Genomic DNA, 21,627 nt, shown 5'->3' with positions numbered 1-21,627 from the left:
GTCAGCTGCGGCAGATAGCGGGCAGGTATCGGCTCGGCAAACTGCTCCCGGCACACGTCCACGTAATGCTGCCTGCGTGCGTAACCGGCGAGAGAACAAGGCTGAAATTGGCGATAGCCTTGTTGGCTTTCGGTCCTTTGAACTCGACGTTGACGTGTCCGCCCGATGCATCCACTTTGGAGACATAGCTGCCATTGATGGAAACACTCGAAGCGAGTCCCGCCGAGCTGTTGTTCGGGGGAAAGCGGCCGGTATTGGAAATGAAGTCCCATACGGCGGACTTTGCACCGGTCGAAAGGCTTACGCCCTCTGTTACTTCGGCGCGGATCACATAGTCCTGATAAGCAGGAATGGCGATGGCCGCAAGAATGGCGATGATCGCGACAACGATCATCAGCTCGATCAGCGTAAAACCTTTGGCAAGGCGGTGGTGCGACATGGATGGTCCCCTGGGTGTCTACATCCCGGGAAAGGCATGTTTTGTACCAAGAGCGTTACCGGTGCCGGTCGGTACATGGGGCGCCCGTTAGGATTGTGCATTTCGTGACCGACGGCACACGATTTACACGCCCATGGCTTTGGAGCCGAGACCTCACCTCACCCCATGCATCCACCGCCTGACCACCGGCGTCAAAACCAGCGCAAGAACGGCAGTCCCCAGCCCCAGCCAGACCATATGTCGGAACAACTCCCCGTACTTCGCGGCCGCCATCGCCATATCGATCTGCCCATCCGCTGGCACGTCCAGCGCGGCGAGCTTGCCCAGGATCGACGCCAGCTGCTCTGAGAACGACGTCCCCAGCCACCACGCCCCCATCATCAGGCCAGCCACCTGCGGCACCGAGAGCTGCGTCACCGCCGATAACCCGATCGGCGACAGCGCCACTTCGCCGATCTCGATCAGCAAATAGGCCAGCACGATCCACCAGACGCTCCCAAGCGCCGTGCCGGCGCCTTCGGGGTTGCCTGCGATCAGCGGTAGGAACGACAGCCCTGCGAAGGCCAGGCCGATGGCGCTCTTGGCCGGCTTGGAGGGATTGAGGCCCATCCGGTCGAGGAGCGGCCACAGCCATGCGGCGATCGGCGAGAGCAGCACGATGAACAGCGCACCCAGGTAGGTGAGCGAGCTGGCACTCTGCGGCAGCACGATGCAATCGCGCACGATGCAGACGATGCCCATCACCGTGAGTCCGCCCAGCAGCAGGCCGGGCAAGCGGCCGCTGCGCAGGCGCAGGGCGATGGCGACGAGGATGGGGCTCAGTACCAGCGGCAGGGTGGACCAGGGCACCGGATGACCGTCGCGGATGACCAGCGAGGGAAACAGGTCCTTGGTCAGCATGCGGTCGTTGAACAGCACCCACGAGCCGTAAGTCTGCTCGTACAGGGTGAAGAACAGCAGGCACACGCCGACGAAGAACACGCAGGCCAGCATCTGCTGGCGCTGCACGCGGTTACAGCGCGCAGTGACATACCAGGCCAGCCAGCCCAGCCATGCGGCCATCGTCGCCACCTGCAGCCACAGCACGGCAGTGCCCAGCTGCATCAGCGCCCACAGCCCCGGTAGCGCCAGCGCGGCACAGAGGTAGATGGTCCATTCGACATTCAAGGGGCCGAGCAGGCGGCGCTTCAGTGCTGGTGGATTCGGCGGTTCGGCGTGACCTTGCAGATACTTCTGTCCGGTAAGGAACACGGCCAGGCCCGCCAGCATGCCGATGCCTGCGGCGCCGAAGCCGTAGCCCCAGCCGAAGCGCTCGCCGAGATAGCCGCAGATCAGCGCCGAGAACAGCGCGCCGACATTGATGCCCGCGTAGAACAAGGTGAAGCCGGAATCCAGCCGCGGATCGTCTTCCGCGTACAGCTTGCCCACCACGGTGGAGATGTTCGGCTTGAGGAAGCCGACCCCGCTGATGATCAGGGCAAGCGACAGATAAAACACGCTGAGCGCGACCAGGTCCCGGTGCACGACGCCGTCCGGTCCGATGGTCGCTGCATGGCCTTCCACCGCCATGCCCAGGTGGCCCAGGCACAGCAGCACACCGCCGAGCACTACCGCCTTGCGCATGCCGAGGTAGCGATCGGCCAGCAGGCCGCCGAGCACGGGCGTGGCGTAGACCAGACCACCATAGGCTCCGAGCACGGAGAGGCTTTCGGCGTCGCTGAAGCCATGGTGCTTGATCAGGTACAGCGCCAGCAGCGCCTTCATGCCGTAGAACGAGAACCGCTCCCACATCTCAGTGAAGAAGCACACGTACAGCCCTTTCGGGTGGCCGAACAGCTCATCCGAGTGGGCGGGGGCCGCGGGTCCGGCGGCGAGGGTGGCTTGGTCCATGGGCGGGCCCGACTGCAAAAGCGGCGAGTATAGCGATGGCACGGCCGGAGCCGGAGTCCGCTTGCTGCGCCATTCCTTGCGCCCCGTGGCGCAGGCTTTTACCGTTCGTGCTTTACGTCTGTCGAGGGAATCCCGCCATGAAACCGCTGCTCGCCGCCCTGGCGCTGGCGCTGGCGACCACGTCGGCCATCGCCGCCGAGGTCGAGAACCGCTCACCGCATCCGTTCAATATCCGCGATCTGGTGATGATGGACCGCGCGGGCGATCCGCAGCTGTCGCCGGACGGGCGCTATGCGCTGTACACCCTGCGCAGCACCGATTACGCCGCGAACAAGGGCGTCACCGCCATCTATGTGCTGGACCTGCAGCAGGGCGGCCAGCCGCGCAAGCTGGTGGACAAGGGTTCGTCGCCGCGCTGGGCGCCGGATGGTGCGTCGTTCTATTACGTTGCCGCGAAGGACGGCGTGGCGCAGCTTTGGCGCGCCCCGCTCGGCGCCTCGGCCGGCACGCCGGCGCCGGTGACGCATGCGCCCATTGACGTCAATGCGTTCAAGCTGTCGCCGGACGGCAAGCAGGCGCTGCTGAGCTTCGAGGTCTTCACCGACTGCGCCGACCTGGCCTGCACCAAGGAGCGGCTGGACGGCCGCGAAGCGGACAAGGCGACGGGCACGGTCTACGACAAGGTGTTCGTGCGCCATTGGGATACCTGGGCGGATGGCCGTCGCGCGCAGCTGTACATCGCGGATCTCGGCAATGCCGCGGAGATGCCGCGCCTGCTCAGTCGCGATATCGATGGCGACGTACCGAGCAAGCCTTTCGGCGGCGACGACGAGTTCAGCTTCTCGCCTGATGGCCGCACGGTGTACTTCGGTGCGCGCATCGCCGGCAAGAGCGAGCCCTGGTCGACCAACTTCGACGTCTACAGCGTGCCGGCGGACGGCTCTGTCGCGCCGAAGAACCTCACCGCCGCCAATCTCGCCTGGGATGCGTCGCCGGTCGCTTCGCCGGATGGCAAGACGCTGTATTACCTGGCGATGAAGGAGCCAGGCTTCGAGGCCGATCGCTTCGCTATCATGGCGCTGGACCTGGACAGCGGGCAGAAGCGCGAAGTCGCGCCGGACTGGGATCGCTCGGCTGGCAGTCTGCAGATTTCCGGCGACGGCAAGACGCTATATGCCACGGCCGACGATCACGGCCAGCATCCGCTGTTCGCCGTCGATGTGGCGACGGGCAAGGTCCGCACCGTGGTAACCGATGGCTCCGTTGGCGGTTATGCGCTGGGCAAGTCGCGCCTGCTGCTGCAGCGCGATGACCTCAAGCATCCGGCCGACCTGTACGTGGCGGATCTTCAGGGCAAAGGCCTGAAACAGGTCACGCACTTCAACGCGCAGCGCCTTAAGAACACGCAGATGGGCGACGCGGAGTTCTTCACCTTCAAGGGCTGGAACAACGAGTCGGTGCAGGGCTACGTGGTCAAGCCGGCCAACTACAAATCCGGGCGCAAGTATCCGGTGGCCTTCATCATCCATGGCGGCCCGCAGGGCGCGATGAGCAATGCGTGGAGCTACCGCTGGAATCCGCAGACGTATGCGGGCCAGGGCTTTGCGGTGGTCACCATCAATTTCCATGGCTCCACCGGCTATGGTCAGGCCTTCACCGATTCGATCTCGGGCGATTGGGGCGGCAAGCCGCTGGATGACCTGAAGGCCGGCTGGAAGGCTGCGCTCTCCAAATACAGCTTCCTGGATGGCGATCGCGCCTGCGCGCTGGGCGCCAGCTATGGCGGCTACATGGTGTACTGGATCGCCGGCGTGTGGAACGAGCCGTGGAAGTGCCTGGTCGACCACGATGGCGTGTTCGACGCTCGCTCGATGTACTACAGCACCGAAGAGCTGTGGTTCGAGGAGAAGGAGAACGGCGGCACGCAGTACGACCACCCGGAAAACTACGAGAAGTTCAATCCGCTGAACCATGTGAAGGACTGGCGTGTGCCGATGCTGGTCATCCACGGCGGCAAGGATTTCCGCATTCCGGACGTGCAGGGCCTTGGCGCGTTTACCGCCATGCAGCGCCGCGGCATTCCCAGCCAGTTCCTGCATTTCCCGGACGAGAACCATTGGGTGCTCAAGCCGCAGAACAGCGTGCAGTGGCACGAGACGGTCAATGCCTGGCTGAAGCAGTGGACGGTGAAGGATGCCGGCAAGAAGAGCGGCAAGTAATCCTCCCGATGCAACGAAAAAAGGCGACCCTCGGGTCGCCTTTTTTATGCCCGCGCGCGCAACCTTTTCAAAGCCAGCGCGAGCGCTTCAGCCAGAAATAAATGCCGCCGACTACGCCGATAACCAGGCAGATCATCGTGGGATAAGCCCAGGTCTGATCGAGCTCGGGCATGTGATGGAAGTTCATGCCGTACCAGCTGGTGATCAGCGTCGGTGCGGCGAGCATCGCCGCCCAGCCGGCAAGTTTCTTCATCACCTCGTTCTGGTTGAAGGTCACCAGGGAGAGGTTGATGTTGATCGCCGCGGCGAGCATTTCGCGCATCGCGCTGATGGACTCGTTGACGCGGAACACGTGGTCGTACACATCGCGGAAGTACGCGCGCAGCTCGTCCTGGATCAGGTGCGGATGCATGCGCACCAGCTGGCTGATGATGTCCTGCAATGGCGCCACGGCCAGGCGCAGGGTCATCAGGTCGCGCTGCATGTCGTAGAGGCGGCGTACCGTGCGGCGCTTGAAGGTGTCGCCGAAGATGTCCTGCTCCAGCTCCTGCAGCTCTTCCTTGAACTCGCGCACGATCGGCAGCAGGTTGTCGACGATGAAGTCGAGCACGCCGTAGAGGCCATAGCTGGGGCCGAGCGCCAGCAGATCCGGGGTGTGCTCGCAGGCGCGTCGGGCCGGCGCATAGGAAAGCGAAGCGCCGTGCCGTACGGTGACCAGATAACGCGCCCCCAAGAAGATATGCGTCTCGCCGAAGGCGATGTGCCCGTTCACCAGTTGCGCGGTTTGCACCACGATGAACAGCGAATCGCCGTAGGCCTCGATCTTGGTGCGCTGGTGCGCGTGCTGCGCGTCCTCGATCGCCAGGTCGTGCAAATCGAACTCTTCCTGCAGTTTCAACAGCAGCGATTCGTCCGGCTCATGCAGCCCCACCCATACGAAGGTATCCGGCTCCTTCAGCACATCGCTGATGGCATCGAGCGTGATATCGCCGATGCGCTTGCCGTCGCGGGTGTTGTAGGCGACGCAGTTGACCACCATGGCGGGCGTGGCGGTATCGGTGGCCGGAGCGGCGAGCGTGTTCGTAGGCATGGGCGCATGATGCCCAGGGCCTTGTTACGCCTTCAATAGCGAGGGGCTGAATCCGGTCAGACCAGCCGCCGCAAGCCGCGCCGCAGACTCCACGACAGCGCCAGCCAGCACGGCAGCGCGAACAGCAGCCACGGCTGGTTCTGTTGCACCGTGCTCGGGAGCAGGTGCATGGCGATGGCGACGACCAGGGCGATCAGCTGCAGCAGGAGGATGCGGTCGGCCAGGCGCGAGGCGGCGAGGCCGCGGCGCGCGCGCCATAGTGAAGGCAGCAGCAGGAAGGCGAGCGGATTGAACAGCAGCAGATTTGCGTTGGCCCAGGCGGAGTGGTGGGTGGTGAGGGTCCACAGCACCAGCAGCAGGAGGCCGACGATGCCGGCAGCCGTCAGGTAAAGCGTGCCGAGCAGGGCCAGGCCGGTGGGCCAGCGGCGGGCGCTGGCGACGAGCAGTGCGGCGAAGACGAGGCCGGCGATGGCGAGCGGGAAGCGCAGGTCGGGTGCCTGGTCCGGCGGCACGTCCAGGCGGTTCGGCGAAAGTACCTTGGCTGGTGCCGCCAGCATGCGAGTGCCACCCGCGCCGTCATCGACCTTTACTTGCGCGAGCTCGCGCTCGAGCACCATCGGCAGGAAGCTCTCCTGCCAGGCGCTGAGCGGCTGGTCGGCATACGGGCCGAGGCCCAGATCCAGGATCAGCATCAGCCATGGCTGCGCGCTCATCAGGCGCGCGGTCTGCTGGCGATAGGTCATGCCGCCTGGGCGCGCTTCCAGTTGCTTGCGGATCATGCCGCCGAGGGCGCGGTCGAGCGCATCGCGCACGCGCGTGGTGCAGTTGTCGGCGTAGTAATCGTAGTCGTAGCGCGCGTTTTCCGGACGCAAGTTCCACAGCAGGAAGTCGCGCAGTGCCGCGGCGTGCTCGGCCGTCAGGGCGAGCGGCTGGCGGGTGACGGAGCGGCCTGACTCGACGTAGTAGCGCTGGTCCACTTCGGTCGGCGCGGCATCCATCAGGTAATGCATGCGGCCGCGCGCGAAGTTGAGCAGGAAGCCGCTCTCGTCGAAATCGAACACGCCGTAGTTGAAGTTGAACGACTCGCCGCTGACCGTGTCGCGCACCTGGATGGCGTCGTGGCCGAAGCGTTCCCAATAGGTCTCGCCGGGACCGTAGGTGATCAACGCCACTTCCAGGTTGGCGCCGGGGGCGTCGACGACGCCCGCGTGAGCCTGGGCGAACACGCCTCCGAGCAGTGCGAACAACAGGAGGGTGCGAGCGATCAGGCTCATCGGCGGGCGTTTCCTGGGAGTGGGGGGGGATGGCCTCAGCCTTCGGCGAGGCGGGTCACGCGGAACTGCTGCACGCGGCGGTCGTCCGCCTCGGTGACGTGGAACAGGTAATTGCCGATGGCGACTTCCTCGCCCACCTCGGGCAGATGGCCGAATTCGGACGTGGCCATGCCGCCGACGGTATCGAACTCCTCGTCGGAGAACGCCGCGCCGGCCTGCTCGTTGAAATCGGCGATCGGGGTGAGCGCGCTGACCAGCCAGCCGCCGCCGGCCTGCTCGTGCATCAGCTGGGGTTCTTCCTCGTCGTCGTGCTCGTCGTCGATCTCGCCGACGATCTGCTCCAGAACGTCCTCGATGGTGATGAGGCCGGCGACGCCGCCGTATTCATCCACCACCAGTGCCATGTGGTTGCGGGTGTGGCGGAACTCGGCGAGCAGCACGTTGAGGCGCATCGCCTCGGGAATCAGCACGGCCGGACGCAGGATCGTCGTGATGCTGAAATCCTGGTCCTTGCCCGCGAAGCGGAGCAGGTCCTTGGCCAGCAGGATGCCGAGGATCTCGTCCTTGTCCTCGCCGTGCACGGGGAAGCGGGAGTGGCCGGATTCCACGACGGTGTCGAGGATCTCGCGCAGCGGCGCTTCGGCGGAGAGCATCACGATCTGCGCGCGCGGCACCATCACGTCGTCGACGCTCAGCTCGGTGACCTTGATCGCGCCCTCGACCATGGTGAGGGTGTCGTTGGACATCAGGCCGTTGGCCTGGGCGGAGCGGAGCTCTTCAATCAGCTCTTCGCGATTGCGCGGCTCGCCGGAAAACAGATGGCCCAGTCGATCCCACCATTTGCGGTGGGCCGGGCCGTTGGTACTGCCAGGGTCCTCGTTCATTACGCTTGCGGGTATGCCCGGATGGCGGGCGGAAAACCCAGTCTAGCCTAAAACTCGTGACAATTCAGGGCGCAAGCCGCGCTATCGGGCCCTTCAGGCATATGGATCGGCGATGCCCAGGCCGGCCAGGATGCGGGTTTCCAGGGCCTCCATGGCCTCGGCTTCGGCGTCCTCGATATGGTCGTAGCCCAGCAGGTGAAGCACGCCATGCACGGTCATGTGGGCCCAGTGATCGCGAGGTGCCTTGCCTTGCTCGGCCGCTTCGCGGGCGACGACCGGGGCGCAGATCGCCAGGTCGCCGATCAGGGGCAGGGCGACGCCCGGTGGCAGTTCGGCCGGAAAAGACAGCACGTTGGTGGCGTAGTCCTTGCCGCGGTAGTCGCGGTTGAGGGCGCGTCCTTCGGCACTGTCGACGATGCGGATCGACAGCTCGGTGGCCTTGCGCCGCCGCGCGCCGCGCAGCGCCGCTTCGGCCCAGCGGCGGAAGCTGGCCGGCGAGGGCACGCCTGCACGCGGTGCGGCGTAGCCGACGGAGAGGCTCAGGTTCGACGTGGCCGCCGCGGCCGCGTTGGCCTTGGCGCGGCTCATCGGTTGTCTTCCGTCTTCTGCTCAAAGCTCTCGTAGGCGCGCACGATCTTGGCCACCAGCGGGTGGCGTACCACGTCGCGCGAGGTGAAGAAGGTGAAGCTGATGCCGTCCACGCCGCGCAGCACTTCGATGGCATGGCGCAGGCCCGAGCGCACGTTGCGCGGCAGGTCGACCTGGCTGACGTCACCGGTAATCACCGCCACCGAGCCGAAGCCGATGCGGGTGAGGAACATCTTCATCTGTTCGACCGTCGTGTTCTGCGCTTCGTCGAGAATCACGTACGAATCGTTGAGCGTGCGGCCGCGCATATACGCCAGCGGCGCGATCTCGATCACGTTGCGTTCGATCAGCTTGGCGACTTTTTCGAAGCCAAGCATTTCGTACAGCGCGTCGTACAGCGGGCGCAGATAAGGATCGACCTTCTGCGACAGGTCGCCAGGCAGGAAGCCGAGCTTTTCGCCGGCCTCGACCGCCGGGCGCACCAGCAGCAGACGCTGCACGCGATTGGCTTCCAGCGCTTCCACCGCGCTGGCCACCGCCAGGTAGGTCTTGCCGGTGCCGGCCGGGCCGACGCCGAAACTGATGTCGTGCGTGGTGATGGCGTGCAGGTAGCGCGCCTGGTTGGGGCCGCGCCCCTTGATCACGCCGCGCTTGACCTTGATCACGACTTCCTGCGCGCTCTCGGCCGCTTCGGCGGTCAGCGCGTCGATGCCCGACTCGGCCAGGTGCAGGTTGATGCGCGGGCCGGTGAGGGTCTCGTGCTCGGTGCTGTCGTACAGCGCGCGCAGCACTTTTTCCGCCACGCGCGTGGCGGCGTCCTCGCCGATCACCTGGAACAGGTTGCCGCGATGGTCGATTTCCACGCCGAGGCGCAGTTCGATCTGGCGGAGATGTTCGTCGAACGGGCCGCAGAGATTGGCGAGGCGGGCGTTGTCTTCGGGGTCGAGCGCGAAGTCGCGCTGATTGAGCTCAGTCATAGGCGCGCGAGAGTAGCGCGGGGGAGGCAGGAGGGCTACCGGGGGAATAAGTCGGGGGAGCGGCCTGATCAAGCCCAGTGGCGGCCCTTGCGGGTAATTAACCAATTAATTAATTTATCCGGCATGTCCCGAACCAAGCCCTCCGCTCCTCGCCGCGCCGCCGGCCGCCCCGCTCGTGACGACCGCGACCTGCGTGCGCATCTGCTCGACGTCGCACTGGCGCGCTTTGCCCGTGACGGTATCGGCGCGACGCCGCTGCGCGCCATTGCCACCGACGCGGGGGTGACGCCGGCGATGCTCCACTATTACTTCGGCGACAAGGCGCAGTTGAAGCAGGCGGTGATCGAGGAGCGGCTGCTGCCGGCGTTGCTGCCGATGCGTGAGCGGTTGGCGCAGGTCGGCGGCGATCCGATGGTGCTGGTCGAGACCTTTGTCCGCGGCATCGGCGAGGTGGTGGCCCGGCATCCGTGGCTGCCGCCGCTGTGGGTGCGCGAGGTGCTGTGCGAAGGTGGGGAATTGCGCGAAGTGCTGTTCCACCACCTGCTGCCGAGCCTGCCGCAACTGCTCGCGCAACGATTCGCGGCGGCTCAGCAGGCAGGAACGCTCAATCCCGCGTTGGATCCCCGGTTACTGGTGGTGTCGCTGGTCGGCTTGACGCTGTTTCCGGTCGCCGGCGCGCCGATCTGGCAGCGCGTGTTCCAGGCCGATGACCTGGGTCCGGAGGCCCTGCGCGACCACACCTTGGCTCTGCTCGCCGGTGGACTGGCACCGCCTTTGTCTGGAGCCTCCTCATGAAACGATCTGTCATGTTCGGCGTTGCGTGGCTCGCTGCGGGTGTTCTTGCCGGCTGTGGCAAGGCACCTCCGCAAGCGCTCGGCACGCTGGAGTACGACCGTATCGGCATGCCCGCGCCGGTAGCGGAGCGCGTCGTTGCCGTCAGCGTGCATGAAGGCGATACGGTCAAGGCCGGACAGCCGCTGCTCAAGCTCGATCCCGCGCATACGCAAGCCGAGCTCGCAGCAGCCCAGGCACAGGCGCGGCAGCAGCAAGCTGCGTTGCTGGAGCTCCGTGTGGGGCCACGCCAGGAAGACATCGCCAAGGCACGCGCCGATCTGGCCGCCGCCGAGGCGCAGGCGCGCGATGCGCGCGCCTACTACCAGCGCCTGTTGCCGTTGCAGAAGGACAACTATGCGGCGGCCGCCGATATCGATCGCGCCCGTGCGGCGGCGGGCAACGCAGATGGGCTGGTGGCGGCCGCGCGGGCGCAGCTCGATGCCCTCGTGCACGGCACGCGTCCCGAGCAGATCGCGCAGGCCGAGGCGGCGCTGACAGCCGCGCAGTCGCAGGCGGAGGCGCAGAAGGTCTTGCTGGGCAAGCTGGACCTGGTGGCACCACGCGCGGGCCGGGTAGACAGCCTTCCCTACAAGCTGGGCGACCAGGCGCCCGTGGGCGCGCCGCTGGCCGTGTTGCTTGCCGGCGATGCGCCTTATGCACGTATCTATCTGCAAGAGCCGCTGCGCGCCCGCCTGCGCGTGGGCGACACCGTCCGCGTCCACGTGGACGGGCGCGACAAGGTCTATCTCGGCAAGGTGCGCCTGATCCGCAGCGAGCCGGAGTTCACGCCGTACTACGCGCTGGTTGGCGAAGACGCCGCACGCCTGAGCTACCTGGCCGAAGTGACGCTGGGGCCGGACGCCGCCGATCTGCCGGTGGGGCTGCCGGTGCGCGTGGATTATCCCGAGGCGAAGCCGTGAGCGCCGATGGCCAGGACGCAGCGATCCGCGCGCGCGGATTGACCAAGCGCTTCGGCGACCTCACCGCGGTCGATCACGTCGACCTCGACGTGCCCGTGCGGCATGTCTACGGCTTTCTCGGACCGAACGGCTCCGGCAAGTCGACCACTATCCGCATGCTGTGTGGTCTGCTCACGCCGAGCGGCGGCGAGATCGATGTGCTTGGCCTGAGCATTCCGCGCGAGGCAGAGGCGCTGCGCAAGCGCATCGGCTACATGACGCAGCGCTTCTCGTTGTTCGAAGACCTGAGCGTGCGCGAGAACCTCGAGTTCATGGCGGCAGTGCAGGGCGTGCCGAAGGCGCGCACGGGCGCGCGTGTCGACGAGCTGATCGAGCAGTACCACTTCGGTGATCGTCAGAAACAGCTGGCCGGCACCATGAGTGGTGGACAGAAGCAGCGGCTTGCCCTGGCTTGCGCCGTCATCCATGCCCCGGAGCTGCTGTTTCTCGACGAGCCGACCAGCGCGGTGGATCCGGAGTCGCGGCGTGATTTCTGGGAGAAGCTCTTCGAACTGGCCGACGAAGGCACCACGCTGCTGGTATCGACTCACCTGATGGACGAGGCCGAACGCTGCCATCGGCTGGCCGTGCTCGATCGCGGCGCGCTGGTCGCGGACGGCACGCCCGCCGAGCTGACCGGCAGGCTGGACGGGCGCACCTTCGTGGTTACCGGCGGCGACGCGCGCCAGGCGCAACGGCGGCTGGTCGACGTACCCGAAGTGCTCGGGGCCGCCCAGGTGGGCAACGAATTGCGCGTGCTGGTGCGCGAAGGCGGGGCGACGGGCGACGACGCGGTGGCGCATCTGCAGAAAGCGTTGGAAGGCGGCGCCCGAGTCGTGTCGGTGCAGCCGAATCTGGAAGACGTCTTCGTCGCGGTCACGCGCCAGCAGCGTTCGGCGCAGGAGCGCACCGCGTGAGCTGGCGCCGGCTATGGGCGATCGTCGTCAAGGAGTTGCGACAACTCAGCCGCGACCGGATTACGCTGGCGATGATCGTCGGCATACCGGTCATCCAGCTGGTGCTGTTCGGCTATGCCATCAATACCAACCTGCGCGGTCTCGATGCTGGCATTGCAGATCAGGCCAATACCGCCGGTTCGCGTGCACTGGTGATGGATATGCTGGCTACCGGCGTGATCGCCCCGGTGGCGCACGCCGATACGCCGGAGGAACTGGTGGCGATGCTGCGTCGAGGCGAGATCAGCATCGGTGTGGCGGTGCCGCCAGATTTCGAGCGGCGTCGCTACGACGGCCGGCAGGTCGCGCAAATCATGGTGGACGGCAGCGACAACGTCGTGCAGAGCGCTGCCGCACAGCTGGCACAGGTGCCGGTGGATGGCGGCGCGCCAGATACGCGCGCACCGCTGGTGAGCACGCCGGTGGCCGGTCCGATCAGCATCGTGAGCTTCTACAACCCGCAGCGGCGCTCGGCGGTCAACATCGTGCCGGGGCTGATCGGCGTGATCCTGACGATGACGATGGTGTTGTTCACCGGCATTGCGATCGTGCGCGAGCGGGAGCGGGGCAATATGGAACTGTTGATCGTCACACCGCTCACCAGCGCCGAGCTGATGGTCGGCAAAGTGCTGCCGTACATCGGCATCGGCCTGATCCAGACGACGGTGATCCTGGCGCTCGGGCGCTGGCTGTTTCAGGTGCCCATCCATGGCAGCCTGCTGGACGTCTATCTCGCCGCGATGCTGCTGATCCTCGCCAACCTCACCATGGGGCTGCTGATTTCCACACGGGCGCAGTCGCAGTTCCAGGCGATGCAGATGACGTTCTTCGTATTTCTTCCATCGATCCTGCTGTCGGGCTTCATGTTCCCGTTCGCGGGAATGCCGAAGGCGGCGCAGTGGCTGGCGGAGGTGCTGCCGCTCACGCATTTCTTGCGGCTGATCCGCGGGATCATGCTGCGCGGCGCCGGGCTGGGGGAGTTGTGGCGGGAGATGGCGGCGCTGCTCGCGTTTACCGCGGTGATGATGACCGCGGCGATTCTGCGGTTCCGCAAGCGGCTGGATTGATATGGCGGAGCGGGCCGTTGGCGCTGGGGTTCGCTGCGCTCATCCCAGTCTGCAGACTTCTTTCAGGCGGCTTGCTGGTCGCCGGCGATGTGTACGCGGCCGCGCAGGGAGTTGCTCATCGCCTCGGTGATCAGCACGTCCACGAACTGGCCGATCAGGCGGGCGGGGGCGGCGAAGTTCACATAGCGCATATTCTCGGTGCGGCCGGTGAGCTCGTTCGGGTCCTTCTTGCTGGGCTTTTCGACCAGTACGCGCTGCACCGTGCCGACCATCGCCTCGTTGATGCGCTTGGCGTTGGTGTTGATCGCGGCCTGCAGGCGCTCCAGGCGCTGGTGCTTGATCGCCATCGGCGTGTCGTCGGCCAGGTTGGCGGCTGGCGTGCCGGGGCGGGAAGAGAAGATGAAGGAGAAGCTCTGGTCGAAGCCGACGTCCTCGATCAGCTTCATGGTCTTCTCGAAATCTTCGTCGGTCTCGCCGGGGAAGCCGACGATGAAGTCGGAAGAGATGCAGATGTCGGGGCGCACCGCACGCAGCTTGCGGATCTTCTGCTTGAACTCCAGCGCGGTGTAGCCGCGCTTCATCGCGGTGAGGATGCGGTCGGAACCGGCCTGCACCGGCAGGTGCAGGTAGTTGGCCAGCTGCGGCACGTTGGCGTAGGCCTCGACCAGCGAGTCGGAGAACTCCAGCGGGTGCGAGGTGGTGAAGCGGATACGGCCGATACCGTCGATCTGCGCGATCGCGTGGATGAGCACGGCGAGGTCGGCGGTGCCGCCGTCGTGGGTGGCGCCGCGGTAGGCATTGACGTTCTGTCCCAGCAGGTTCACCTCGCGCACGCCTTGCGCGGCGAGCTGCGCCACCTCGACCACGACGTCGTCGAACGGGCGGCTGATCTCCTCGCCGCGGGTGTAAGGCACCACGCAGTACGAGCAGTACTTGGAACAGCCTTCCATGATCGACACGAAGGCGGTGGGGCCTTCGGCGCGCGGTTCCGGCAGGCGGTCGAATTTCTCGATCTCGGGGAAGCTGATGTCGATCTGCGGCTTGCCTGTCGCGCGCTTGGCCTCGATCAGCTCGGGCAGGCGATGCAGGGTCTGCGGGCCGAAGACCAGGTCGACGAACGGGGCGCGCTTGATGATGGCCTCGCCTTCCTGCGAGGCGACGCAGCCGCCCACGCCGATCAGCACGGGCTTGCCGCCTTGCTTGTGCTCCTTCCAGCGGCCGAGCTGGCTGAAGACCTTCTCCTGCGCCTTCTCGCGGATCGAGCAGGTGTTGACCAGGATCACGTCCGCCTCGGACTCGTCGCTGGTCAGCTCCAGGCCGTGCGACGCCTTGAGCACATCGGCCATCTTGGCCGAGTCGTACTCGTTCATCTGGCAGCCGTGGGTCTTGATGAAAAGCTTGCCGCTCATGGCGCAGGTACCGGTAGGAGAGGGGCGCGGGGCGCCGAACCGCACAGTTTACGCGTCCGGCCGGACAGATTCCAGCGAAGGTCTTGTGCGATCAGTGACTTGCAAGCTCCTTGCCGGCCACCCGGACGGCAAGTTTGCCGGCGCGCACGAAACGGCGAGCCCGCGCTTGGCTTGCCCTTCGGGCGGGGGCACACTGCGCGCCATGTCTGACGCCGAGCGACAAGGGGAAAGCATCGGCTCGTCTTCGCGGGCTTTCCGTTCCGGCCCGGCGGCGCGCCGGCTGGCGGGGGCGTGCGCGCTGCTCGGCGGTCTGCTCTGGTTCGCGCCGGCCCAGGCGGCCGGGCTGTACCGCTGCGTCGGCTCGGCGGGCGAAACTGTCTACAGCAACAGTACCGCCGGCTACCAGGGCTGCCAGAAGATCACGACCATGGCCGATGCGCCGCGGCCCGCGGCAGGCAAACCCAAGGCGACGACTCCCGCGCCACCGGTCGCTTCGCTGGCGTGGGTGCAGGGGCGTGTGCAGACCTCCGCGCAGGTGTTGCTCGATCCATCGCTGGTCGGGGTCCACGGCGATGTGGCTACCACGGCACGCGCTCTGCCGGCGCCTCCGGCATCGCCGGCCGGCAAGCCCGGCCAGTGGAGCTACAGCGAATCGAAAACGGCCGCGGAGGCGGCCGATACGGTAGCCGCGGCGGCGCCGGTCCCGGCGGGCGATCGCGTGCTGCGGGGCGCGGTGTACCGGGTGACGCGGCCGGACGGCACGGTCGAGTACACCAACATGAAGCCGGCCGGGCCGGGCACGCATGCCGTGACTATGCTCTTTACCTATATATCCACCTGCGTGGCCTGCAATCTGCACTCGCCGATCCGCTGGAACAGCGTGGAGCTCAACCTCACCGCGTATGCCGACACGATTCGCCTGGCCAGCAGCGAGTTCGGGTTGGACGAGGCTTTCCTGCGCGCGATCATCCATGCCGAGAGCGCCTACAACCCGCGCGCGCTGTCGCTCAAGGGGGCGCAAGGACTGATGCAGCTGATGCCGTCTACGGCCAGCGATATGGGTGTGCGCGACGCGTTCGATGCCGACCAGAACATCCGCGGCGGCGCGCGCTACCTCGCTCTGCTGCTGAAGAACTTCAACGGCGACGAACGCCTGGCTACCGCCGCCTACAACGCGGGCCCCGGCGCGGTGCAGCGCTACAGCGGCGTGCCGCCCTATGCGGAAACGCAGGTTTACGTCGAGCGCGTGGGAACGTTGCGCAAGCGCTATGGCCAGGCAGTTCGGCCGCCGGTGGCCGCGGCGCAGACGCCGGGACCCGGGCGCGGCTGACTTCAGTTGTCGAGCGTGGCCGTGGGCGTCAGCGGCGGCCGCTGGGTCAGCGTGACGTCGGTATGGAAGGGCGTGCCGTTGCGCAGGCCCGAGACTTCGACTTTGCTGCCAGGCTGCAGTGCCGCTTCGCGACGGCGCAGATCGGCCGGATCGACGATGTCGTCCTTGCCGACGCGCAGCAGGATGTCGTGCGGCTGGATGCCGGCCTGCGCGGCAGGGCCTCCGGGATAGACATCGGTTACCTGGGCGCCGCGCGCCGCCGCGGGCAGGCCGCTGTCGGCGGCCACCGGGACAAAGGTGTACTCCGTGCCAAGCCAGCCGCGCACCACGTGGCCGGTGGCGATGATCTGCTCCAGCACCTTGCGGGCGCTGCTGACGGGAATGGCGAAGCTGATGCCTTCGGCGTTGGCCGCCTTGCCGATCAGCAATGTATTGATGCCGACCAGTTCGCCGTCGGTGTTGACCAGGGCGCCGCCGGAGTTGCCGAGGTTGATGGCCGCGTCGGTCTGGATGAAATCCTCCGGGCTGGAGCTGCTCAGCTGGCGGCCGATCGCGCTGATGATGCCCATGGTCACGGTCTGGTTGAGGCCGAGCGGGTTGCCGATCGCGAGCACGACGTCGCCCGTGCGGGCCGGATGCTCATCGGCGAAGGGAATCACCGGTGGGCTGGATACGTCGATCTTCAGTACGGCCAGGTCGGTCTCGACGTCCGCGCCCACCAGCTGGGCCTTGGCCACGCGCCCGTCGTAGAGCAGCACCTGGATGTCGTCTGCCTTGGCGATCACGTGGTTGTTGGTGAGCACGTAGCCCTGGTTGCTGACGATCACGCCGGAGCCCAGGCTCTGCTCGCGCCGCTTGTAGATGGCGGGCCGGCCGCCGAACAGGCGTTGCAGCACCGGGTCCGAATACATCTGGACTCCTTGCTCGGTGACCATCTTGTTGGCGTAGATGTTGACCACGGACGGCGCCGCCTTGGCCACCGCGTCGGCGTAGGAGACAGGTCCGCTCGAGCGACCCGGGATGGTCGGGGCGGGGGCTGGCGCGCCAGGCTGCGTGCTGTGCAGGCCGACGCCTGCCCGCAGGCGGTCGCCTATACCTGGCCAGATCAGGCTGACCACGAAGGCGAGGGCCAATCCGAGGACCACGAAGCGGGCGATGAAGGCGAGCGTGCCGACGGCTTGTTTCATGAGGAAAAGTGAGCTGTGGCAACGCACTGGACGGTGGGTGTGGATCGACGCGGACGCCAGTCCTCTTTTATTGTACGAGGCAGGGGCTGACGCTACACTAACGCGATTTTTGCGGCTCCCAAAGAGTCGCACCTCAATGGCACAAGTACCGGAGAGCCTGATGGCGAACGAAGTCGTCGATCATGGCCGCCGACGGTTCCTCACAGCGACCACGGCCGTGGTCGGTGGAGCGGGAGTCATCGCGGCAGCCGTGCCCTTCATCAAGTCGTGGGAGCCCAGCGCACGAGCCAAATCCGCCGGTGCTCCCGTCACGGTCGACATCAGCAAGATCGAGGCGGGTCAGAAGGTGACCTACCCCTGGCGCGGTCTCCCGGTATTCGTCGTCAATCGCACCAAGGACCAGCTGGACGCTCTGCCCAGCCAGGATGCCCGCCTGGTGGACGCCAAGTCGAGCGGCAGCTCGGCCGAGCAGCAGCCCAAGTACGCGCAGAACGAAACCCGCTCGATCAAGCCCGAGTGGCTGGTGATGGTCGCCTTGTGCACCCACCTCGGCTGCGTGCCGGACTTCGTGCCGGTGATGAAGCCCGAGCCGTTCGATCCGGAATGGAAGGGCGGCTTCTACTGCCCGTGCCACAAGTCGCGCTACGACATGGCCGGCCGCGTGTACGCCGGCGTGCCCGCGCCGAAGAACATGCTCATCCCCCCGTACCACTTCGTGGATGACACGCACATCCAGATTGGCGTGGATCCGAAGGAGGCCGGCTGATGGCTACTGTGTTCTCGCGCATCGGCGATTGGGTCAACGAGCGCGCGCCGAACCTGGCGCCGACCTATCGCAAGCACATGACCGAGTACTACGCGCCGAAGAACTTCAATCTTTGGTACTACTTCGGCTCGCTCGCCCTGCTGGTGCTGGTCAACCAGATCGTCACCGGCATCTTCCTCACCATGAATTACAAGACCAGCGCCGCGGAAGCGTTCGCGTCGGTCGAGTACATCATGCGCGACGTGGAGTGGGGCTGGCTGATCCGCTACATGCACTCCACCGGCGCCTCGCTGTTCTTCGTCGTGGTGTTCCTGCACATGTTCCGCGGCCTGATGTACGGCTCGTACCAGAAGCCGCGCGAACTGGTGTGGCTGCTGGGCATGCTGATCTTCCTGGTGCTGATGGCCGAGGCCTTCATGGGCTACGTGCTGCCGTGGGGCAACATGTCGTTCTGGGGCGCCAAGGTGATTATCTCGCTGTTCGGCACCATTCCCGTGATCGGCAACTCCCTGGTGGAGTGGATCATGGGCGACTACCTGCCGGCGGACGCCACGCTCAACCGCTTCTTCGCGCTGCACGTGATCGCGCTGCCGCTGGTGCTGTTGCTGCTGGTGGTGCTGCACCTTGCCGCGCTGCATGAAGTGGGTTCGAACAACCCGGACGGCGTCGAGATCAAGAAGGGGCCCAAGGGCAATCGCTGGAATCCCGAGAAGCCGGCCGACGGCATTCCCTTCCATCCGTACTACACGGTGAAGGATCTGGCCGGCGTGGGTTTCTTCCTGATCATCGCGGCCTTCATCATCTTCTTCGCGCCGACGTTCGGTGGCTGGTTCCTCGAGCACGACAACTTCGTGCCGGCGAACAACCTGGTGACCCCGACCCACATCAAGCCGGTGTGGTACTTCACTCCCTTCTACGCGATCCTGCGCATGATCCCGTCATTCTTCAGCACGGCGATCTGGGGCGTGCTGGGCATGTTCGGAGCGATCGTGCTGCTGTTCCTGCTGCCGTGGATCGATGCCGGCAAGGTGCGTTCGATCCGTTACCGCGGTACGGGCTTCAAGGTCGCCCTGGGGCTGTTCGTGGTCTCTTTCATCGCGCTGGGCGCGGTCGGCGCGGGCGTGGTGGCGGAAGTCATCCCGGCCTGGTTCGGCAGCCACATCGACGTGACGTTCTGGGAGAACTTGTTCGGTCGCGTGATGACGCTGGTCTATTTCGGCTACTTCGTGTTCCTCTGGGTATACACGCGCGGTAACCGCGAGAAGACCAAGCCGGTCCCCGAGCGGGTGGTGTATGACCATGACTGAGCGGCAATCCCTGATGAAGCGCACTCTCTCTTCGATCGCCCTTGCCGCCGGCCTCCTGGTGGGCAGCACTTCCGTCATGGCCTCGGAAGAAGGCTCGCTGCCCTCGGCCGGCACCAACGTGCGAGACCAGGCAGCCCTGCAGCGCGGCGCCAAGCTGTTCTTCAACTACTGCGTCGGCTGCCATTCGCTGAAGTTCGTCCGCTATTCGCGCGTGGCCGAGGATCTGGGCCTGAGCGAGCAGGAAGTGATGAACAACCTCAACTTCACCGGCGCGAAGTTCGGTGATCCGGTGGTCTCGCACATGCCGGAAGAGTCGGCAGCCACCTTCTTCGGCAAGGCACCGCCGGATCTCTCGCTGGAAGTGCGCGCCAAGGGGGCGGACTGGGTATACGGGTACCTGAACTCGTTCTACCTCGATCCGACTCGCCCGGTGGGCTGGAACAACACGGTGTTCCCGAACGCCTCCATGCCCAATCCGCTGTGGGAGCTGCAGGGACTGCAGACCGCGGTGATGCACAAGGTGGATGGCGACGAGGCGGTCGAGAAGCTCGAGCTGAGCCGGCCGGGCAAGCTCACCCCGGCGCAGTTTCAGCAGGCCACCCGCGACCTGACCACGTTCCTGGAGTACGTGGCGGAGCCGGCGGCCCTGCAGCGGCAGCGCTACGGCATCTGGGTGCTGCTGTTCCTGGCCGGGTTCACCTTGCTGGCGTACGCGCTCAAGAAGGAATATTGGAAGGACGTCCACTAAGACGTCGCTCCTTGGCCCTGCATGCGGCGGCCCTGGCCGCCGCATGCGCATAGTCGATGGGGAGACCGCGCATGGTTCAAAGCGCACGTTCGCGATCCGTACTGGCCCTGTACTCGACCGCGGATGACATCCAGTGCCACCGCACGCGTCTGGTGCTCGCGGCCAAAGGTGTCAGCTACGACAGGGTGATCGTCGATCCGAGCAAGCCGCCGGAAGACCTGCTGGATCTCAACCCCTACGGCACCACGCCCACGCTGGTGGACCGTGACCTTACGCTCTACGGCACCTCGGTCGTGTGCGAGTACCTGGACGAGCGCTATCCCCATCCGCCGCTGATGCCGATCGACCCGCTGTCGCGCGCGCGGCTGCGCCTGGCCTCGCTGCGGATCGAACTGGATTGGCTGCCCGAAGTGAACACCATCCGCGCCGGCGGTCGGCCTGCCGATGCGGCGCGCAAGCGCCTGCGCGAGCACCTGCTGGCGTCGCTGCCGCTGTTCAAGGCGTCCAAGTTCTTCCTGAATCCGGAAATGAGCCTGGTGGATTGCCTGGTGGCACCGGTGGTGTGGCGTCTGCCCTGGCTGGGCGTGGACCTGGGCCGGGAAGGCAAGCCGATCGTGGATTACGGTGAACGCCTGTTCCATAGCCAGGGTTTTGCGCGCAGTATGACGCCCGAAGAAAAGGCCATGCGCCCTTGAGTACGCGTCCCAGAAGATGAGCAGTAACGATCAACACATTCCGATGACATCCAATCGCCCCTATCTGCTGCGGGCGATCTACGACTGGATCACCGACAACAACCTCACCCCGTACATCCTGCTGGATGCCATGCGGGAAGGCGTACGCGTGCCGCCGCAGGTGGTGAAGAACGGCCAGGTGGTGCTGAACCTGGCGATGCGCGCGGTCGCCAATCTGGATCTGGGCAATGAGTGGATCAGCTTCCAGGCGCGCTTCTCCGGCGTCAGCCACTCCATCCTGATTCCGGTGAACGCGGTGCTGGCGCTTTATGCGCAGGAGAACGGGCAGGGCATGATGTTCCCCGCCGAAGAAGACGGCGACCCGCCGCCCTCGCCGCCGGAGTCGTCACCCGACGACACGCCACCCTCCGACAGTGCCGATGCCGGGGAAAAGCCGCGCAAGGGCGCGCCGTTCTTGCGCGTGGTGAAGTAAGTCCCGGGGCCGCCAGCCGGGCGGCCTTTCTAGTGAAGACGCGTATCGTCCGCGCTCTTGCCGTTGAGGCGGGGGCGCAGCGGCACGACATTGTCGGAGCCGGATGTTTGGGTGTGCCGCTCGGGAATGCGCGTCTCGATGGTGGGCAGGCTGAGGCGGGTGAGGCGTCCGGCGGCGAGCCACAGGCGTCCCGGCTCACGGTCGTTGCCGTCGATGCTCACCTCGAAGCTGTAGCTGCGTTCGATCAGGCGGTGTCCATCCAGCTGCCGCAGGCCGATGCTGCGCAGGCCGACGGTTTCATCGAGCAGCTGCAAGCCATGCCGTTCGCATTGCCGGCGCGCCTCGTCGATCGCCAGTTCGCGTGCTCGGCTGAGCTTGAGCCAGAGCCCGACGACGCCCAGCAGGGCAAGCAGCAGGAACAGGTCGGTGAATCGGCTCATGCGGGCAGTGTGTGGTCGCTCGTGGCCACTCGCAAGGTGCGATCGCGCAAGCGGCGCGATTCGCCCGGCATCATTAGCCGCCGCGGTGGCGAATCC

Annotated in this window: 21 protein-coding genes; 11 read left to right on the top strand and 10 right to left on the bottom strand. The window is 65.9% G+C overall.

What is annotated here, in order from left to right:
* Window position 1: 1 nt before the first annotated feature.
* Both ACNR9O_RS15605 and ACNR9O_RS15600 read right to left on the bottom strand, forming a co-directional pair.
* The gene (locus tag ACNR9O_RS15605) at window positions 2-439 is read right to left on the bottom strand and encodes a pilin (protein WP_473687226.1); all 438 of its coding nucleotides are present in this window, start codon (window positions 437-439) and stop codon (window positions 2-4) included.
* Window positions 440-592: 153 nt separating this feature from the next.
* Window positions 593-2,329 carry a peptide MFS transporter gene (locus ACNR9O_RS15600; protein ID WP_473687228.1) on the bottom strand — a complete coding sequence of 579 codons (1,737 nt, stop codon included), beginning with the start codon at window positions 2,327-2,329 and terminating at the stop codon, window positions 593-595.
* A gap of 137 nt (window positions 2,330-2,466) precedes the next feature.
* On the opposite strand from ACNR9O_RS15600, the gene ACNR9O_RS15595 reads away from it, so the two are divergent.
* Window positions 2,467-4,548 (top strand): prolyl oligopeptidase family serine peptidase, encoded by a 2,082-nt coding sequence (locus ACNR9O_RS15595; protein WP_473687230.1) that lies wholly within the window; start codon window positions 2,467-2,469, stop codon window positions 4,546-4,548.
* 67 nt (window positions 4,549-4,615) lie between these two features.
* Here ACNR9O_RS15595 and corA read toward each other — a convergent pair whose 3' ends face one another.
* From corA to ACNR9O_RS15570, 5 genes are all read right to left on the bottom strand, one after another.
* Entirely contained in the window at window positions 4,616-5,638 is a 1,023-nt protein-coding gene (corA, locus tag ACNR9O_RS15590) for a magnesium/cobalt transporter CorA (RefSeq protein ID WP_473687232.1), read from the bottom strand.
* A gap of 56 nt (window positions 5,639-5,694) precedes the next feature.
* On the bottom strand, window positions 5,695-6,912 hold the full coding sequence (locus tag ACNR9O_RS15585) for a lipoprotein N-acyltransferase Lnb domain-containing protein (protein WP_473687234.1): 1,218 nt from the start codon (window positions 6,910-6,912) through the stop codon (window positions 5,695-5,697).
* Window positions 6,913-6,947: 35 nt separating this feature from the next.
* Window positions 6,948-7,796 (bottom strand): HlyC/CorC family transporter, encoded by an 849-nt coding sequence (locus ACNR9O_RS15580; protein WP_473687236.1) that lies wholly within the window; start codon window positions 7,794-7,796, stop codon window positions 6,948-6,950.
* Window positions 7,797-7,889: 93 nt separating this feature from the next.
* Window positions 7,890-8,384 carry an rRNA maturation RNase YbeY gene (gene ybeY / locus ACNR9O_RS15575; RefSeq protein ID WP_473687238.1) on the bottom strand — a complete coding sequence of 165 codons (495 nt, stop codon included), beginning with the start codon at window positions 8,382-8,384 and terminating at the stop codon, window positions 7,890-7,892.
* Window positions 8,381-9,361: a PhoH family protein gene (locus tag ACNR9O_RS15570; protein WP_473687240.1), complete on the bottom strand. Its 981-nt coding sequence runs from the start codon at window positions 9,359-9,361 to the stop codon at window positions 8,381-8,383. Before ACNR9O_RS15570 ends, ybeY begins: the two co-directional genes overlap by 4 nt.
* A gap of 123 nt (window positions 9,362-9,484) precedes the next feature.
* Here ACNR9O_RS15570 and ACNR9O_RS15565 point away from each other — a divergent pair, with 123 nt between their 5' ends.
* Genes ACNR9O_RS15565 through ACNR9O_RS15550 form a run of 4 tightly spaced genes read left to right on the top strand, consistent with a single transcriptional unit; the run spans window position 9,485 to window position 13,177 of the window.
* Complete coding sequence (locus ACNR9O_RS15565; protein ID WP_473687242.1) at window positions 9,485-10,156, top strand: TetR/AcrR family transcriptional regulator; 672 nt, start codon at window positions 9,485-9,487, stop codon at window positions 10,154-10,156.
* Window positions 10,153-11,115, top strand: coding sequence for an HlyD family secretion protein (locus ACNR9O_RS15560; RefSeq protein ID WP_473687244.1), 963 nt, complete (start codon window positions 10,153-10,155; stop codon window positions 11,113-11,115). Before ACNR9O_RS15565 ends, ACNR9O_RS15560 begins: the two co-directional genes overlap by 4 nt.
* A 23-nt stretch (window positions 11,116-11,138) precedes the next feature.
* Window positions 11,139-12,071 carry an ABC transporter ATP-binding protein gene (locus tag ACNR9O_RS15555; RefSeq protein WP_473700794.1) on the top strand — a complete coding sequence of 311 codons (933 nt, stop codon included), beginning with the start codon at window positions 11,139-11,141 and terminating at the stop codon, window positions 12,069-12,071.
* Entirely contained in the window at window positions 12,068-13,177 is a 1,110-nt protein-coding gene (locus tag ACNR9O_RS15550; RefSeq protein WP_473687248.1) for an ABC transporter permease, read from the top strand. Before ACNR9O_RS15555 ends, ACNR9O_RS15550 begins: the two co-directional genes overlap by 4 nt.
* A 62-nt stretch (window positions 13,178-13,239) precedes the next feature.
* Here the strand turns inward: ACNR9O_RS15550 and miaB are convergent, their stop codons facing one another.
* Window positions 13,240-14,586: a tRNA (N6-isopentenyl adenosine(37)-C2)-methylthiotransferase MiaB gene (gene miaB / locus ACNR9O_RS15545; protein ID WP_473687250.1), complete on the bottom strand. Its 1,347-nt coding sequence runs from the start codon at window positions 14,584-14,586 to the stop codon at window positions 13,240-13,242.
* Window positions 14,587-14,788: 202 nt separating this feature from the next.
* Between miaB and ACNR9O_RS15540 the strand changes: the two genes are divergently transcribed.
* A complete protein-coding gene (locus ACNR9O_RS15540) occupies window positions 14,789-15,916 on the top strand; it encodes a transglycosylase SLT domain-containing protein (protein WP_473687252.1) in 1,128 nt (375 codons plus the stop codon).
* A 2-nt stretch (window positions 15,917-15,918) separates the two neighbouring features.
* Here ACNR9O_RS15540 and ACNR9O_RS15535 read toward each other — a convergent pair whose 3' ends face one another.
* Window positions 15,919-17,103, bottom strand: coding sequence for a S1C family serine protease (locus tag ACNR9O_RS15535; RefSeq protein WP_473687254.1), 1,185 nt, complete (start codon window positions 17,101-17,103; stop codon window positions 15,919-15,921).
* A gap of 160 nt (window positions 17,104-17,263) precedes the next feature.
* On the opposite strand from ACNR9O_RS15535, the gene petA reads away from it, so the two are divergent.
* The 5 genes from petA (at window position 17,264) to ACNR9O_RS15510 (ending at window position 21,091) form a co-directional block, all read left to right on the top strand.
* Entirely contained in the window at window positions 17,264-17,869 is a 606-nt protein-coding gene (gene petA, locus ACNR9O_RS15530) for a ubiquinol-cytochrome c reductase iron-sulfur subunit (RefSeq protein WP_473687256.1), read from the top strand.
* Window positions 17,869-19,176, top strand: coding sequence for a cytochrome b (locus ACNR9O_RS15525; RefSeq protein ID WP_473687258.1), 1,308 nt, complete (start codon window positions 17,869-17,871; stop codon window positions 19,174-19,176). Before petA ends, ACNR9O_RS15525 begins: the two co-directional genes overlap by 1 nt.
* Window positions 19,177-19,189: 13 nt before the next feature.
* On the top strand, window positions 19,190-19,924 hold the full coding sequence (locus tag ACNR9O_RS15520) for a cytochrome c1 (protein WP_473687260.1): 735 nt from the start codon (window positions 19,190-19,192) through the stop codon (window positions 19,922-19,924).
* 71 nt (window positions 19,925-19,995) lie between these two features.
* On the top strand, window positions 19,996-20,619 hold the full coding sequence (locus ACNR9O_RS15515) for a glutathione S-transferase N-terminal domain-containing protein (protein WP_473687262.1): 624 nt from the start codon (window positions 19,996-19,998) through the stop codon (window positions 20,617-20,619).
* A 43-nt stretch (window positions 20,620-20,662) separates the two neighbouring features.
* The gene (locus tag ACNR9O_RS15510; protein WP_473687264.1) at window positions 20,663-21,091 is read left to right on the top strand and encodes a ClpXP protease specificity-enhancing factor; all 429 of its coding nucleotides are present in this window, start codon (window positions 20,663-20,665) and stop codon (window positions 21,089-21,091) included.
* Between the two features lie 29 nt (window positions 21,092-21,120).
* On the opposite strand, the gene ACNR9O_RS15505 is transcribed toward ACNR9O_RS15510, so the two are convergent.
* On the bottom strand, window positions 21,121-21,531 hold the full coding sequence (locus tag ACNR9O_RS15505; protein ID WP_473687266.1) for a DUF3301 domain-containing protein: 411 nt from the start codon (window positions 21,529-21,531) through the stop codon (window positions 21,121-21,123).
* Window positions 21,532-21,627 lie beyond the last annotated feature (96 nt).

The sequence above is a fragment of the Dyella sp. CR10 genome, assembly GCF_055814425.1.
The sequence above is the reverse complement of the archived record's forward strand: the minus strand, read 5'-3'. Positions and strand labels throughout refer to the sequence as shown.